A 16,613-nucleotide genomic window follows, 5' to 3' on the forward strand; every position below is an offset into this window, starting at 1 on the left:
GGCTGCTCAACAGGATTACTATGTATTTACCCAGATATCTACGCTGTTTATGATGTTTGTTTACAAATTATAAACAATAAAGCTAACAGAGTGGTTATTCATGAAGATTAAAGTCCGCAGCTATTTGGCCTGTTCAATATTTGCTGCAGTTGGTTTGTTAGGCTGCCAAGATGCAACGATTGAGCTAGAAGAGCCTAATCAGCCAACTCCGCCCGAAATAGATACGACGCCTCCCGAGATAAGATTAGTCGGCGAGCCAACAATTAATTTATTTGTTGGCGACTCATATAATGAGCAGGGCGTTATTGCAACGGATAATCTAGATGACAATCTCAGTGTGATTACGACTGGTGAGGTTAATACAAGCCAGCAGGGTAGTTATATCGTTAGTTATAGTGTTGTTGATTCATCTGGCAATTCTGCGAGTATCAGTAGAAACATATTTATACATCCAATCCTGAGTACTACTCCAAGTGAGATATTGGTCGAGGCAGAATCTTATCAAGCTTACCATGATTCAGACATAGGTAATTTAGGTGGTCAGTTCACCAATGATGATGTTGATATTGAAGCGACAACAGACACAGGGGGGGGATTTAACTTAGGCTGGACGGTGAGAGATGAATGGTTGGAATATCAAATTGAAGCTTCGTCTGCTACTTATGTGTTAGATGCTCGGGTTGCGTCTGAAGTTTCAAGTGGGAAGTTTGATATTTTTGTCGATGACCAAAAATTTGCGACCTTAAGTGTTAACAGTACAAGCGGCTGGCAAAATTTCACCACTATAGAATCAAGTGAAACAGGTTTCATCACACAAGGAACGCACACTGTTCGTTTGTCTGTGGTATCAGGGGACTTTAATTTAAATTGGTTCAAATTTCGTTCCGTCGCTGATGCTGATTTAGATGGGATTGTCGATAATAATGATGCTTGTCCTTTTACTCCGTTTGATACAGATGTGAACGAAAAAGGCTGTCCAGATTCAGATGGCGATAAAGTTTATGATGATACTGATTTATGCTCAGATACCCCAAGCGGCGACTATGTTGATGTAACTGGTTGTACTGCGGTGAAGCCGCTTAATGAAGTGAGCTTTAATAATAATATTTTAGTTGGTGGCTCGGATACTGACTTAGCTGGTTTCACCCTTTATACATTTGATTTAGATTCTATTTCAGGTAAAAGCCAATGTTATGATAATTGTGCTGAGAACTGGCCGCCAGTTATAGTGACAGATGGTAATGCTTCTGGTGTTGTTGGCTTAACGAGCATCACACGAGATGATGGAAGTCTGCAAGCGGTTTATAAAGATCAGCCTTTATATTTTTATGCAGGCGATCAAAACCCTGGTGATATGTTTGGAGACGGTGTCGCTGATGTTTGGCACACTGTTGAAGTGGGCATCGTAGGCGACTTTGCTGCGTTATACAGCGAAGCAACCCCTTTACTACCTAATCAATCTTTCATTCGTGATGACGGTGTCGCGATTACACGAATTGCCGATCGAGGTAGAGATAGGCATGCAAAAGATATTACCTCGAGTGATCATTATGATCACTTCCTTGCCCACTATTGGCAATACAGAACAGCAAGAATTCAATTAGAAGATTATACCAGTATCGGTCAAAGCTTAATAAAAGCCACTTGGATAACTGAAGCCGAATTAGGCGCTAGAGAATTCAGGGTATGGTATTCCGGTTTAACTACAACAGGACAATTTAACTTTAATCCACAAAAAGATGAGGAAAAGGCTAGTCAAGCTGAAACTGGTGTAGTGTATGAAGGCCGGGGCACTTGGAATGAAAATTTTGAAAAAGTCAGCGATGAAGGGCATCAATTTAAATACACATTAGACATAGTGGATGAGTGGGAACAAGGAAGACCGATCGGGCCTCTTACCACAGGTAGAAGAATGGAATTTGAAGTTAGTATGTTCCTTTTAGCACCACCAGCAGGCACTAGGCTTAATTATTATGGAACTACTTTCTTATACTTAACTGGGCAACCTGGTGTTCATCCATTCGAATGGGATAGAAGCGAATTCGATGACAGTTACCCAATTGGTGAGAAAGGTTTATCAGGTGGTGGTACCACACTTGGTTATAACTATAGTGATGAACCAGCAGGCCGTTTTATGGGCATGGCAACAAATATGAGTCCTGAGCATGCACAACCTTGGGTTGAAGGACGTCGTGTGCATCACACTAATTTTGAAACTGGTGAGCATGACGAAAGAGATGAAAATATTATCTGGACTGAACAAATTGGTAAAGCGGGTAATCACTACATTAATCACTCGTGTGTCTCTTGCCATGTTAGAAATGGTCGTGCACTTGTTTCTGATGTGGGAGAAGCATTAGATAAATGGGTATTTAAAATTGGAGATGAAAATGGTGCGCCAGATCCTTTTAAAGGTAGGGTGTTACAACCAGAAATAGCATTAGGGACAATAGGGACTTCAGAAGGCAAAGTCACGCTAGGGGAATGGACTCATTTAGACAATGGTCTACGTAAGCCTAATTACGAATTCACTAACGGTACGCCTGTGCAGTTTTCGGCTCGCATCGCACCTCAGTTAGTCGGTTTAGGGTTGTTAGAAGCGATTCCGGAATCTAGCATACTAGAATGGGCGGACCCGTCAGATAATAACTCAGATGGTATTTCGGGACGAACGGCTACTGTCGTTGATCCGGTTACAGGCCAAACTAGACTTGGACGCTTTGGTTATAAAGCTGGAACGGCAAGTGTAAATCATCAAGTTGCTGCAGCGCTAAATACAGATATGGGGGTGATGACATCCGTATTACCTGAGCCAGATTGTGGGAGTCAGCAAACGGATTGTGACGATGCAATTGCAGAATTGTCAGATGAAAACCTAAATAAATTAGTCGATTATATTCGCTTGTTAGGCGTGCCTGCACGCAGAGATTACACTACAACACATGGGGAGAATATTTTCTCACAAATTGGGTGTGTCGATTGCCATAGAGCTAGTTATGTAACATCGGCTTATCATCCTCTGGCTGAATTAAGAAGCCAAACAATTTATCCATATACGGATATGTTGTTACATGATCTAGGTGAAGGCTTAGCAGATAACTTGGCTGAGGGCAGTGCATCAGGAGCAGAATGGCGTACCGCACCTTTATGGGGGCTAGGTCATGCTGCAGATGTTATGGTTCGTGATGATAAAGCCAACGACTCGGTTTCACTATCTCAAAGCGCAGATGATATAAATCGTGTTGGCTATTTGCATGATGGGCGAGCGAGAACAATTGAAGAAGCGATACTCTGGCATGGTGGCGAAGCGCAAGCGAGCACTGACGCTTATAAAGCTTTAAATGATATACAAAAACAGCAGCTACTGGAGTTTTTGAATTCGTTGTAAATGAAATATTAGCTGGCGATTAAGTTCGCCAGCTAATTAAATTTCATAAAACCACGCCAAATAGCAGCAAATCCATACTAAATTAATGCCTCTTGAATAAATTTTATATCATGGCTATTTGTTGCATTTATGTATTTATTTGTTGAACTCTCAAAGAACGAAATATAACATCATTGTTAATCAACTGTTTGTGATTTGACTTACATTTATGTATGTATTCGTTTTGCTTTATTGTTGAGGTGGAAATAATCATTAATAACAAAAAAAGGTATAGGAATGTCACTGTTTACAACAATAAAAAAATTATGTATCTTACAGCTGGGGTCATTTTATTATCCAGCTGTGGAGGCGGTTCTGCCAGTTATGAAATTTCAACAGATGTAAATCTCGTTGAATTTGTTTCAAGTACAAATGATTCAACAAATCAATCTAAAGTAATTAATGTCAACTTTAAAGGCGATGGTGTTATAGTCGGCTATCCGCCAGGAGAAGTTGAGCCTCACTGGTTATCTGTTAATACGATTAATTCGACCAATAACACTGCGAGTTTTCGTTTAATTAGTCATAATGGAGCCCACCCTGGTACCTATACTACAAATTTAAGATTTTTGACGGGTAAACAAGATGGCTCTGTCATTAAATATAAACAAGTAAAGGTAACTTTAGTTGTTAAACAAGGTTTTAGTCTTGATAGGCCCCAGCAAATATACTCAGCTGAATCAGTTGGGCGGGATTTAGCTGCTATTAACCTTAACTATGATGAAATCCAGCTGATTGGTGATGATTCCAATTGGTCAATTAATAAACCTGATTGGGTAAGTTTAAGTGAGCAAACAGGCCAAGGTTCAGCAACTATTACACTTGAGATTAATCCTGAATTTGCTAACTATGGTACTAATTCGGGTAAAATAGAAATCTCAGATTCTATATCTGGAGAAACTGCTAGTTTAGATATTCATTATGAATTAAAACACGGAGGTGTGACTGTTGATAATCAGCCTCATGCATTTTCTGTCGGTTCTGATTCAAATAGCGATGCCTTAATGAGTCAGGTTAATATTCAAGATGACTTTAATGGCCTATCCGCAGAAAATGTATTTTCTTGGCAGTTTGTGTCTTCGACAGCTAATTGGCTGACATTAGCAGAAGATAGTGGCTCTACTTCTGTCGGTAGCAATTCTCCAATGCTTCTCGTTAATAAAGATGAATTAATGAAGCTTAAAGTTGGAGAGCAATACAAAGCAAGTATTACGATTTCAACTAGCAGTGATTTCGCCACCTTAAAAGAGCACGAAATAGAGGTATATGCATTTATTCAAGCCTCAGCGACAAGCGTTACCAACAGTCAAGCTAACCAATTAGATTTTAAAATATCAGATGCAGCTTTTTCAGCATCAAATCAGCTATTGGCTTTTTCTGATACTTCGGCAAAAAAAGTTTATATAGTTGATGCTGTGACTGGGATGACGGTTTCATATTATTTATTTGATAATATGCCCGAAACGCTAAGTATTTCACCAAATGGTAAATATCTGTATGTTTCCCTTTTAATACAAGAGCATGATTATTTTCAACATAATCCAGGCGGCAAAGTGGCTGTCATTGATATAGCTGAAGCCAAAATAATTAATAAGTTCGATATTAGTATAGATCCTTGGGATATAGAAGGGACCGATGCTAGATTCGTTTTTGTCTCTGCTGGTTCAGGGCAGTGGACCGAGATAAAACAATATAACGCTATTACAGGCGTATTAAATACAGAAGGGCATTCTCGTCATCGAGTTAACTTAGCATTATCTGCAGATCAAGAGTCAATCTTTAGCGTGACGACGGATAGTTCGCCAGGCGATGTTTATCATCACTTTGCGCAATCAATAGATGGTAATGACTTTTTAGTGGATACGAATTCTCCATACCATGGCGATTATAGTATTGGTGATAAGCTTTGGCTTGATACACAAAATGAATTAGTTGTTACTGAATTTACGAATAGTTTTAATACTAGTGATTTGACATTTAAACGAAAATTACCGAGTGTTTTATCTTTAATTCATAATTTAACTTTTGATTATGATAATAATAAAGTGGTGTTGATCGAAAAAGATTTTGATTCTTCAGCCCCAAGACTATCAAGTTTAAATTTACCAAACTATGATAATTACCAAGTCATTAGTACATCAATTGCCAAGCCTATGTTTGTATTTAATCATTCAGGTGAATATATAGTTATTGCCGAAACTGAGACGGGTTATGATGTAATTAGACTATAAGTTTATTATGAATCGTTGTTACTTAAATTGAAAAAATGCCGTTCAATAGAATCTATTGAACGGCATTTTGTTTTAAGTTGTGTCAGCTCAATTTTTAACAATTGAGTTTACTAACTTGGAATTAGAACTTAGCCGTAACACCAAAAGTAACACGTCGGTCAGCAATATCTTGCTCACACAATAATGCGCCTTCGTTAAAACACCAGTTACTGCTATCTTCACGCGTTAGGTTAACGCCTTCCATACCAACACTAATTGATTCATTAATGTCATAGTTTACACTTGCATTTAGCTGGCCTCTTGCACCAATGACAGGGTGTACATTAAAACGCATTACACGTGCTTGTGGTGGTTGATACGCCGAGCGCCAAGTGTAGCGTAAACGTACATTTAAGTCGTATTTATCGTAGAATAACGTAAAGTTATATGCATTTTTAGATAAATTCGCTAGCTCTGTACGCTGAGTGACGACATCATCTTCTAATGTTTCAGTTTCATTTGTGCTGTCTGTTCTACCTAATAGTACGTTAATTGGATCTGTTGCTTTAGTTTCTCTAAATGCATCCAAAGTATTACTATTTTCTTGGTAAGTATAGTTAGCTATCATACCAAAACCAGACATCCAACCGAGTTCACTTTCATAATCACCTAAGTCATATTGGAAAGCTAGTTCGATACCTTTTTGGGTTTCAGCACCTGCATTAAGTTTAGTCGTACGAGCTACACAAATACCAAATGTGTCAGTGCGACTAGATTCAACATTATAATCCGCAGGCGCAACATTAGGGTTGAATATACCGCCACCTTCACATGGTGCTACAACATCTCTTTCTAACTGGCCTGAATCAGGGTTGAGCAATTTCTCTGGTTCATCTTGTAAAGTGACATGCACAGCCTCTCTATCTTTTTGGAAAATACCAAGACTGATCAAGCTTGAATCTGTCAAATAATACTCTAATGACAAGTCATATGAGGTGACTTCTTCTGGCTCTAATTCTGGGTTACCGACAGTAACAGTTGAATATGGTGAATTACCAAAAGTAGTCGAAGGTGATAAATCATCAAAATCAGGTCGCCTAATATCTTTACCGGCACCAAATCGAGCGTATAAGCCATCAGTTAATTCGGCTGTTAAATTAAAGCGTGGTAAAATAAAGTCGTAACTACTTGATTCTGCAACATCTTCAATCTCATCATTAATGACATTACGGCCTTCTGACGTTAAATCGGTTGAAACATAACGTGCACCTATATTACCACGTAAGAAAACACTACCAATTTCTGCTTCATAATCACCTTGTAAATATAAAGCTATAGTTTCTTCTTTAATATCAAAAAATGAAGTTGTGCTGACAGTAGGAACGCCTATTAAATCGTTATTTGCATCAGAGTTTGCATTATTTGTGGTAATTGCTTGGTTCAACACATTCACGACTCTTTCAGGGTCATTAAAAGCAATTTCATTATTTATCATTAAATAATCTGAAACAAATAAGCTTCTATCGCCAGCTGCATCAAAATTATTTGGGCCAGCTGTTACTATTTCTGAAAATAAATTAGCTCTAGGACGATCCCAATTACTATAGTTTGTTTTTGTCGTGCTATTTGTTCGGCTTGAAGTACTCTCATTCCAGCGCACACCCGCACTGATATCCATGAAAATTGGATTTGTTTCAGAAATATCATATTTTATGTCTATTCTAGCTGCCGTTTCATCACCTTCATTGGTGTTTAAATTACGGCTTACGCTTTTAAGAGCATAGTTGGCTGGGTCTAGTAGGTGTTTAGTTGTAGGTGTCTCAGCCAAATTAGGAGCAATACCAAATTCAAATGTATCGCCATTAATATTGAAAATAGCCGGAGTACCATTGTCGGCACTTGTGCCTGGTCCAGGCTGCTGCGCATTTGGGTTGATAAAATCTAAAGTAGAGTTAAGTCCAGGAGACTTTGTATCTGAATCAGAATAAGAAACTTCGGCGTTTAATTTTAATCTTTCAGTACGCCATTCAGTACCGAAAGCGTAAACATTACTTTCAGTTAAACGTGAATTTGTATTGCCATCTATCCTTAAATTTGGATCTTGACCGCCGTTAGAAGCTGTACCTACTCCAATGACACCACTTTTAACCGCTTGTACTTCACCTAAATTTAACGTCCCATTTTTACCATTTACAGAGCCTAAGTTGATAGTGACAAATTCATCATAGTCATGCTCTGGGATAACGTGTCCGCCGCCTGTTCCAGAAAAGTAAGCACGTGAATCTTGACCCGCTTTTTCTTGGTCATTCATGGTTGCATCGAAATAAAATTTCAAATTTTCATTAGGTTCAAACTCAACTGAAGCCGTGAAATTTTTTGTTTCGTAATCTGTTGCTCTGATTGGTTGGTCTAAAAACTGAGTTCTTAAATAAGCGTCACCTGTACTTGGTGATATAACACGATCTCGGTCAAATCTAGGATTAATTGAAGCGACATCTTGTTCTGCGTAACTACCTGTTAAAACAACACCTAATTTACCTATATCTGTTTCCCAGTTATCACCATAGGTAATAGACATACGTGGTGTCACTGAATCCGCTAAATCACTGTGTTCACCTTGAACTCTAACTTGTGTTAAGCGTTCTCTTAAGCTGTTAGCACGTAAAGTGATTAAGTTAATTGTGCCACCAACTGAACCTTCAACCGTTTTTGCTGTTGGTGCTTTAGTTACTTCTACAGCTGCGATAAGCGCGGCTGGTAAGTCATCAAAACTTATACCCGTTCTGCCGCTGCCAGAGCCAACAGTCGATACCCCATTTATTTCGACTCTGTTTGCATCTGTACCACGAATTTGTACCCCAGTACCAACGCCAGCTGTACGAGTAATTTGTACACCTGTTACGTTTTCAAGTACTTCAGCTAAGTTATTATCTGGTAATTTACCTATATCTTCAGCTTTAATTACCTCTGTGATATTAACCGCTTCACGTTTTTGGTTGAGTGCGCTCGTTAATGCACTGCGGATACCTGTAACTTCGATTACTTCTGTTTCTTCTGAGTTAGTATCAGCTGCTTGAGCTAAACCGACATATCCATTTAATACCGCAGTAATTGCTAATGCGACACTTGTTTTTTTATTGACAAATATATTCATGCATTTGATTCCAGTTTTTATTATTAAAGTTCCCGAAATCAAATGTAATCTTTAACTCAATAAGGTCAATTATTTGTTATCAAAATAAATCATAAATAGTCGTTAAAATTCATTTTGGTTTACATTTGAACTATTGGTGTTGCGATATTGTAAATTTTGTGGGTTGGGTGGAGTTGAAATGCGGCTAGGGGATATAGACTGAGTAAAAATTACTCAGTCTATATAACTATTAATAAAAATAGATGTTATCTAGATATACAGCATCACTAGTTGTACCAAATAATTGGAGGCCTAGCTGAGTCAATTTTGCTGGGTCAAAGTTACCAGTGGAGTCAGTTAATGCTGAAAATGGTATGTCGACAGATACCCATTCACCCGTATTAAATGCAGGTAAAGTGTACAAGCCAGGCCCGTTTTCAGCCAAAATTTGGATTAGCACTTGGCTAATACCAGTAGTAGCAAACATGTCAAAGTGTAAATGGGTTGCTGTAGAAGCATCTAAACTCAGACTATTTTCTACGCCAAATTGGATTCCGGTAATACCACCTGATGTACCTTCAGGTATTATTTGAAACTTAGCTATTTTGTCGCCTGAGATATCTTCTTCACTAAAAGTTGGCGCGTTCCACCAGTTATCTGACCAATAAGATATGCCTTTATCAACTGTGAGCGCGTCGCTATATAGTACGATTGCCTCTGAATTAGAGTGAGTTGGCGTTGGCGAAATAACACTAGGTCCAGGGTTGAGTGGATTAACGCTGATTGTGACACTTGCGTCGTTACCAGCAATTGATTGTGATTGTTTAATAATGCCATAGCCGCTAGAATCGACTTGTACTTGATGATCTCCTTCGGCAAGATTTAATAAAGCGATACCATTAGCATCGGTTGTTGCTGAGTCAGGCCCAGCTGAAACATTTGCGCCAGCAATTGGATTATTTGAACTGTCAGTAACAGTTACAGAAAGCTCGTAATTACTTGCTTCACCTTGAAAGTAGATGTTGTCTATGTACACAGATTGATTTGCAGCGCCCCATAATTGGATTCCAATCGCGGTTAAACTTGAAGGTGTTAATACACTTGGTCCATCACCATCAACATCGACTAAGTCAGCATAAGGAATTGAATAGCTAACCCATTGCTCAGCAGTTGGGGTATCTAAAGTGTATTTAGCCGCACCATTTGAAGAAACAAGTTGTAATTCAACTTTAGAAATACCAGATTCAATATATAAATCAAAATTCCAATGCGTCTTAGAGGAAGCATCTAATGGACCTGCTTCGAAGCCATATTCCAACCCAGCAATACCTCCCTCAGTACCACCTGCTGTGATGGTGTATTTAGCCAGATTGTCGTCACCAATACTGATTTGTTCGTATACAGGTGCATTCCACCAGTCAGCACGCCACACGCCAATAAAACTATCTTGAGTTAAGGCGTCACTAAATAAGACAATTGCATCAGCATCTGAATAAGATGGCGGAGTAGGTGCGCTCGTTGTTAGCTCATTTTCGGACACAGCGTCACTGGTCGTAAAATAGAGGTCAGACATGAGTACCTTGGTCCCCGAATCGCCTTTAAAGTTAAGGGCTAACCAAGTGAAATCCGTAAACTTAGGCAGAGGGACTGTCATTTCTACCCATGAATTAGTTAAAACGTCACCACTGGAGATGTTATATTCGATCGCAGATTCGGGCTGAGAAGCACTTTGCACAAATACTTGAACTGATGTAAAGCTATCGGTTTTTAGCTTAAATTTGGCATGTGTGTAAGCAGATATGTCAAATGCTTGTTCAACATCATTGCCCCAAGCGACCACAGTTCCCCAAGCGCTACTTTTGTTAATTTCTAAACTTTTAGCATAATCAGTGTTTGTTGGTTGATCTGTGTATGCTGTTTCAGTACCCCAGGTATCTCCCCAATATTTAAAACTAAATGGACTGTCGTTTTGTGAATGAAATATATAGCCATTATCAATTGGCTCAGGGGTAACAATGTCATCTACAACAATCACGCTTCTATAGATCACAGATTCGTTACCAGCAGCATCTGTCGCTTTATATGAAATCATGTAAGTGCCAGCTTGACTAGTATCTAAATTTCCTTCGATAACGACAGTAAGCGGTCCATCTTGATTGTCAACTGCTGTTGCGCCTTCTTCTGAATAGATATCACCTGTTGTTAAATTAATTGTAGGAGAGCCGTTTAAACTTACAATTGGGGCAGTAACATCACTGGTACTATCTTCTACTATAACAGTTCTTGTTAAACTTGATTCGTTACCCGCTCTATCCTTTGCTATGTAATTTAAAACATAGCTACCAGGTGTGTTTGCATCTACTTCTCCACTCATCTCAACGCTGACAATGCCATCGTTTTCGTCTATTGCACTTGCGCCTTGTTCTACGTAGATTTCATTGGTGCTTATATAGATTAGATTAGAACCATTTAGATTGATGATTGGTGGGGTAGTGTCTTGGTTAGTTGATGGGTCATCATTACTAAAGTCGATATCAGTACAGCCCGTCGCTGCAAGTATCAGCAATGATGCCATGGTTAATTTAAATTTAACTTCCATTATTTATCCTTTGGGTACTCTAAGTTGTTATGTATGCGCTTACATTTAGTAAGTGTGGGTTATGATAATGTAAAAAAATTGTATTTAATTAACTTGGGCGGGGATTTGAACTTGCAGATAGTCCGCTTTATCGAATTTACTTTTAAACGGACTTTAGATGGTAAATTTTGAAGTAATACTTTATTGAATTCTTATTTCTGTATATCTGAAATAAACTTAAATTGTAAAAACCAACTCAAATCAATGACATAATTTTCCACCAAAGATAATATCCCATTAAATATTACATATGATGTTTACATAGATTTAACTTTAATGTAAGTTTAGCCACCTTTTTAGTTATGTTTATTAAATGATCCAACACAATTTATCAGTTGTTATAGCTAAACCAAGTTAAAAATGCAGTCTAAGCAGTTACATGAGGTTATTTGGACTGTTGACGTAAATTTATGAAAGTATCAATAGTTTGAGGTATAAAAATGAGACTCCCAGTCACCTGTAAAAAAGTTTTACAATCAGTTGCTTTAGTCGCTGGTTTATCTGTTAGTGCAAATGTATCTGCTGGTTTGATTAATGCAGACTTTAGTGACGGTTTAAACGGGTGGGAGGCTGAATATCATTACTATAATTACAATAGTGATGAAGAATTTTACTTCGAACCAATTGTAGATTTTAGCGATTTCACCGCTAACATATCGACTGAAACCAACAAAGCCACACTGAACACATCTTTTGATGACGACAATGATTACTTTGGCGTTTATCTATTCCAAGATTTCTTAGTTGATGCTAATTCATTTCAATTATCACTTATGCACGATATATCAGCAGATTATGCAAATATCGTCTTAGTTGATGAAAATGCAGACTTACTCCATGACTTTATCAACGACGGGCTAACTTTTGATATTAGCGGGTTTGCTGGCTCATTAGTTTCATTACAATTTGGCATCGAAGATGAAGACTTTGTATTAGAAGATACTTTATCAATTTCAAATATTTCAATTAGTCAATTATCGACTCCTGTACCAGAACCGACTAGCTTCGCGATTTTTTCACTTGCACTGTTAGGTTTGAGATACCAAGTTAACCGTCGTCAACAAAAAACACGTTTAAATCATTAAAATAAACTGGAGAATAAAAATGGTTAATTTTAGATTTAACCTGAATATTGTTAATAAAATTAAGCGTGATAATAAGTTATTTATTGCTGTTATCAGTTTTATTGGCTTAATGTCTCAACTTTTGTTTCCTGCGTATGCAGTAGAAGCGGGCAGCTGGCAAGTAGTTCAGGGTGTAGAAATTGAGCAAAGTGAGCGCTACACTCAGCGACGTGTTGGTTATTACACCTTTAATACAATTGACTTAACAAATGAAGTTGAGCTTTCTAATCAATTAAGAATGGTTGTGACACAGAGTACTCACGAGGTACTTGAAGCTGACGGTTATACTGAAAACTCGAATCCATATTTTAATTTAGAATCTGCATCGGACATGACGAAAGTTTATTTTAAATTAAAACGTGGGGCATTTTCTTACACTGCAGAGTTACAGCAATTTATTGTTGAGCCGCAAGCATTTTCATTCAGTTATGATTTCAATACTAATGAAATTCAAACAGAAAATAACAACTGGGAAGGTTGGGTATACCCAACTCTAAACCGTGGGGTTATGGCGTTTGAAGTTGAAGCCGGTGCTGATGGCAGTGCAGCCTACTCATATCAAGATACCAGTACAAACGTAAATATTACACAAAATGGTATTCGTTTTAACAACCGCACCAACAAAGATAATGTAAACCCTTGGACGGATGCATTAGCTAGTGCTCATGGCGAAACTTTAGAATCTGTTTCATTATGGGTCAAAGTTGAAAAAGCGACAGCGGGTAATGTTACTGTTCGTCATAATCTAGTTCCTTTCCCTGTGATTGATGATAGAAAAGGTCCAACAATCAATGCCGGTTTAGACCTTGGTCCAGAATACGAGATGGTGATCCCTGCAGCAGCAAATAATACTTGGGTACAAGTAGAATTTGTCGATACTAAAACCGGTTTAAAGCAATTCACCATTCCAGAAACTTGGGTACATCATGACGGTGTTTCTGCAATTCAGGTTTACCCTCAATTCCTATTTGATGGCTTAGAAGTAGGCGATAAAGTCTATCTTGATAATTACGCGATTGGCTCTCCACTTGAAAATGCATGTTGCGAACTAGTCGAGGAAGAGGTCCCTGACAATGGCGGTAACACAGGTGAAAATTCGGGTGGTAATTCTGGGGGAAATACTGGTGGAGTTGAAGAGCCTGAATACAATCTAGGTGATTTACTGACTTTTAACTATAACTTTGACAGCAATGAAATTGCAGAAAATCAAGGCAGCCAAGGTTGGATTTACTCTATCGTAAATAGAGGTGAAATGAGCTTTGAAGATTCTATAGGGCGTAGTGGTTCTGCATTATCTTATACGGATACAAGTGTAAATATTAACCCAGAGCAAAATGGTATATACCTACAAAAATGGCGTGACAGTGAGTTTACGGCTCGATTTTCAAATCATGGTCACATCATTAAAAGTGTTAAGCTTTGGGTAAAAACTGAATTAGTTAGTGCAAAAGATATCGAAGTTATTCATTACTTATTGCCATATGGTTTGGTTAGTGGCAATAAAAGTGCTAATTACCCAGCTGCAATTCAAGCTGCACCTAAATTTGTAGGTATTGTCCCGGCTGGTTCAACCGGTTGGGTTGAAATTACTTTAGAGCTGCAAGATCAAGAAACAAATGAATTCATTATTCCTTCAACTTGGTTTGGGTACAATGGTGGCGATCTACAAGTTTATCCTGAGTTTAAATTTGGAAATACTGAAGTAGGCGATAAGGTTTATATCGATGATTATCAAGTTGAAACTGAAGTAGGTGAACCCTTAGGTATTCCGACTGACTTCACGCTTGAATATAACTTTAATGATGCAACCGCAGCTCAAAATGGTGGCTGGGGATTTGTTTTGTCTGATTTTGGAACTATCAATTTAGAAGACGGCTTAGGCTATCAAAATACCAATGCTATTTCTTATACTGATACTAATGCAGCAACTAACATAGATAACCAATCTATGTTATGGCATAAATGGGGTAATACTAACCCTTGGAGTCAGGCGTTTGCAGGCGGGAAAATTGAAACCGAGATTCAATCAGTTAAGTTACGCGTTAAAGTTGAAAAAGCACAAGGTAATCTAGGTACTGAAGCTGTCACGATTAAGCATCATTTACTGCCTTGGAACGTTACATTAGATGGTGGGAAATTTGGTAAAGTAGAAGCAGCTAAAGCTATTTCACCTGACTACACAGCACAAATTAGTGCTGATAATTTTGGTCAGTGGACAGAAATTACTTTTGTCGATGCCAATACCAATTCTCAAACTTTCTCAATTCCTGAAACTTGGATTTTAACGGATGGTAATGACATAGTTGACGTCCTTCCTTCATTCTTCTTCGGTGGTTTAGAAGTTGGTGATAAAGTTATTATTGATGATTATGTATTATTAGGTGATAACGCACTGGCAAGAAGCGGCGTTATTGTTAGTGAAGAGCCAGAGCATGATTATGGTTTTCATGATGGTAGCGGGACTTACACTCATAACCCTCGTCCAACCCCTTTGCCTGTAATAGACAGTGATTTTTATACACCTCCGGTTCAATTTGGTGTTGAGAAAAATGCTGTAACTGACTTTGGCGTAAACAATACGGATACGGCCGATGATACTGCAAGCATGCAAATTGCTTTGGACCAAATTAGTGCGGAACAAAACGGTGGTAAGTTATTTATTCCTGCTGGCCACTACTACTTTAGAAGCTTACATTTACGCTCTAATGTTCATTTAGAAATTGATGAAGGTGCTGTATTCCATATGACTGCTGGTGGTGGATACAATGTCTGGATGTTCGAAATGGGTAACCAATCTAAAGCGGAAAACTTCAGTTTTGTTGGTTTAGGTAATGGTTTTACTATCGACTTACGAGATGCACCAAATATTAGAACTGCTGTGTTCAAAATGGGCGAAATTGAAAACTTTAAGTTCTCTAACTTTAAGATTGAAGATAGAAAATCAATTTTTGCTTCATTCCTAGTCGGTATTGTTGAACGTGATAATGATATTTTCTGGCCTGTGAAAGGGATTATCGAGAAAATAGACCAATCTAACTCTCTATTTGGTTATGGTTTAGTACAAATGTATGGTGCCGATAATATTTTATTCCGTGATTTACATAGTGAAGGTGGGATTACCCTCAGAATGGAAACTGATAACCTAACCATGAAAGAATATGGTAAAGGTGGTATTCGTAATATATTTGCTGAAGATATTCGTGGTACAGATTGCCTTTCACCTGTTATGTTTGGTCCTCATTTCCAAGAAAATGGAGCTGTTCAAGTCGATGGCGTAGTTTCTAACGGTTGTGGTTTTGCCGTGAGAGTTGACGACGGTTTTGTTGAGTTATTTAGCCCAGCAGGTGAAACTCATACTCGCCAAAGTTGGAAAGATGCAGTTGATGCTGAAATCGGTGCTGGATGTTCTGCACAACCATATGCACGTGGTGCAAATCAGTGGGCAGCCCGTATTAATCCAATTAATGATTGTTTAGATATTGCACACCAAAAATATGGATTAAAACCTGGTTGGTTTGAAGAATCACATGTTTATAAGGTGACTGCAATCAACGGCAATAATGCGCATTTAAAACAAAATCAATTAAACTATTTTAGTTTAACTAATCCTACTTGTGAAAATGTTTGTTTGCCGACGTCTGAGCAATGGGCTGGTACGGGTAATATTTACTTAGGTCCATCAATTGGCGGGGTATTTGATCACAATGAAGCAGGCGTTGATTATCACTTCAATATCAATATTTATAATTTGAATATGGTTGATTTTTCAACCCCATCTCATGATGTTATCAATAGTGATACATCGTCTTCTAGAGTTTGCGATTATTATGGTATGCAAGCTTGTTCTGAAGAGCGTTGGAACTAAATTGAATTAAATTTAAACCTAGTTCAAATTGAGTTATTTAAAAGGCCAGTCAGTTAACGACTGGCCTTTTTGTTTAAACTTTATTATCAATGGCTTAATGGAATTTTCTGATTTCTAATTCCGAGTCAAGGTTAAGTGTTTACGGTACTAGATCAAGTTTAGGTTTTAACTAAGGTTAAACGCTATAGCTAGTTTATACTACCAAGTTGTTATTTA

At 38.1% G+C, this 16,613-nt stretch carries 6 protein-coding genes; 4 read left to right on the forward strand and 2 right to left on the reverse strand.

What is annotated here, in order from left to right; translation table 11 throughout:
* The first annotated feature begins 100 nt into the window (after positions 1 to 100).
* Both XM47_RS02370 and XM47_RS02375 read left to right on the forward strand, forming a co-directional pair.
* Positions 101 to 3,388: a di-heme oxidoredictase family protein gene (locus XM47_RS02370; RefSeq protein WP_048688998.1), complete on the forward strand. Its 3,288-nt coding sequence runs from the start codon at positions 101 to 103 to the stop codon at positions 3,386 to 3,388.
* Positions 3,389 to 3,693: 305 nt separating this feature from the next.
* Entirely contained in the window at positions 3,694 to 5,658 is a 1,965-nt protein-coding gene (locus tag XM47_RS02375; RefSeq protein ID WP_048689001.1) for a YncE family protein, read from the forward strand.
* A gap of 121 nt (positions 5,659 to 5,779) precedes the next feature.
* Here XM47_RS02375 and XM47_RS02380 read toward each other — a convergent pair whose 3' ends face one another.
* Both XM47_RS02380 and XM47_RS02385 read right to left on the reverse strand, forming a co-directional pair.
* The gene (locus XM47_RS02380; RefSeq protein WP_048689005.1) at positions 5,780 to 8,791 is read right to left on the reverse strand and encodes a TonB-dependent receptor; all 3,012 of its coding nucleotides are present in this window, start codon (positions 8,789 to 8,791) and stop codon (positions 5,780 to 5,782) included.
* Positions 8,792 to 9,020: 229 nt separating this feature from the next.
* Positions 9,021 to 11,369 (reverse strand): immunoglobulin-like domain-containing protein, encoded by a 2,349-nt coding sequence (locus tag XM47_RS02385; protein ID WP_048689008.1) that lies wholly within the window; start codon positions 11,367 to 11,369, stop codon positions 9,021 to 9,023.
* Positions 11,370 to 11,848: 479 nt separating this feature from the next.
* Here XM47_RS02385 and XM47_RS02390 point away from each other — a divergent pair, with 479 nt between their 5' ends.
* The gene (locus XM47_RS02390; protein WP_048689011.1) at positions 11,849 to 12,493 is read left to right on the forward strand and encodes a PEP-CTERM domain protein; all 645 of its coding nucleotides are present in this window, start codon (positions 11,849 to 11,851) and stop codon (positions 12,491 to 12,493) included.
* 19 nt (positions 12,494 to 12,512) lie between these two features.
* Positions 12,513 to 16,397, forward strand: a complete 3,885-nt coding sequence (locus XM47_RS02395; RefSeq protein WP_048689014.1) for a glycosyl hydrolase family 28-related protein — start codon at positions 12,513 to 12,515, stop codon at positions 16,395 to 16,397.
* The last annotated feature ends 216 nt before the right edge of the window (positions 16,398 to 16,613 follow it).

This window comes from Catenovulum maritimum (assembly GCF_001050375.1).
In the GTDB taxonomy this organism is placed as follows: domain Bacteria; phylum Pseudomonadota; class Gammaproteobacteria; order Enterobacterales; family Alteromonadaceae; genus Catenovulum; species Catenovulum maritimum.

Bases quoted from the DNA above. Each gene is read 5' to 3' on its own strand.
- XM47_RS02370 (WP_048688998.1), top strand. From the start codon at position 101: ATGAAGATTAAAGTCCGCAGCTATTTGGCCTGTTCAATATTTGCTGCA.
- XM47_RS02375 (WP_048689001.1), top strand. From the start codon at position 3,694: ATGTATCTTACAGCTGGGGTCATTTTATTATCCAGCTGTGGAGGCGGT.
- XM47_RS02380 (WP_048689005.1), bottom strand. From the start codon at position 8,791: ATGAATATATTTGTCAATAAAAAAACAAGTGTCGCATTAGCAATTACT.
- XM47_RS02385 (WP_048689008.1), bottom strand. From the start codon at position 11,369: ATGGAAGTTAAATTTAAATTAACCATGGCATCATTGCTGATACTTGCA.
- XM47_RS02390 (WP_048689011.1), top strand. From the start codon at position 11,849: ATGAGACTCCCAGTCACCTGTAAAAAAGTTTTACAATCAGTTGCTTTA.
- XM47_RS02395 (WP_048689014.1), top strand. From the start codon at position 12,513: ATGGTTAATTTTAGATTTAACCTGAATATTGTTAATAAAATTAAGCGT.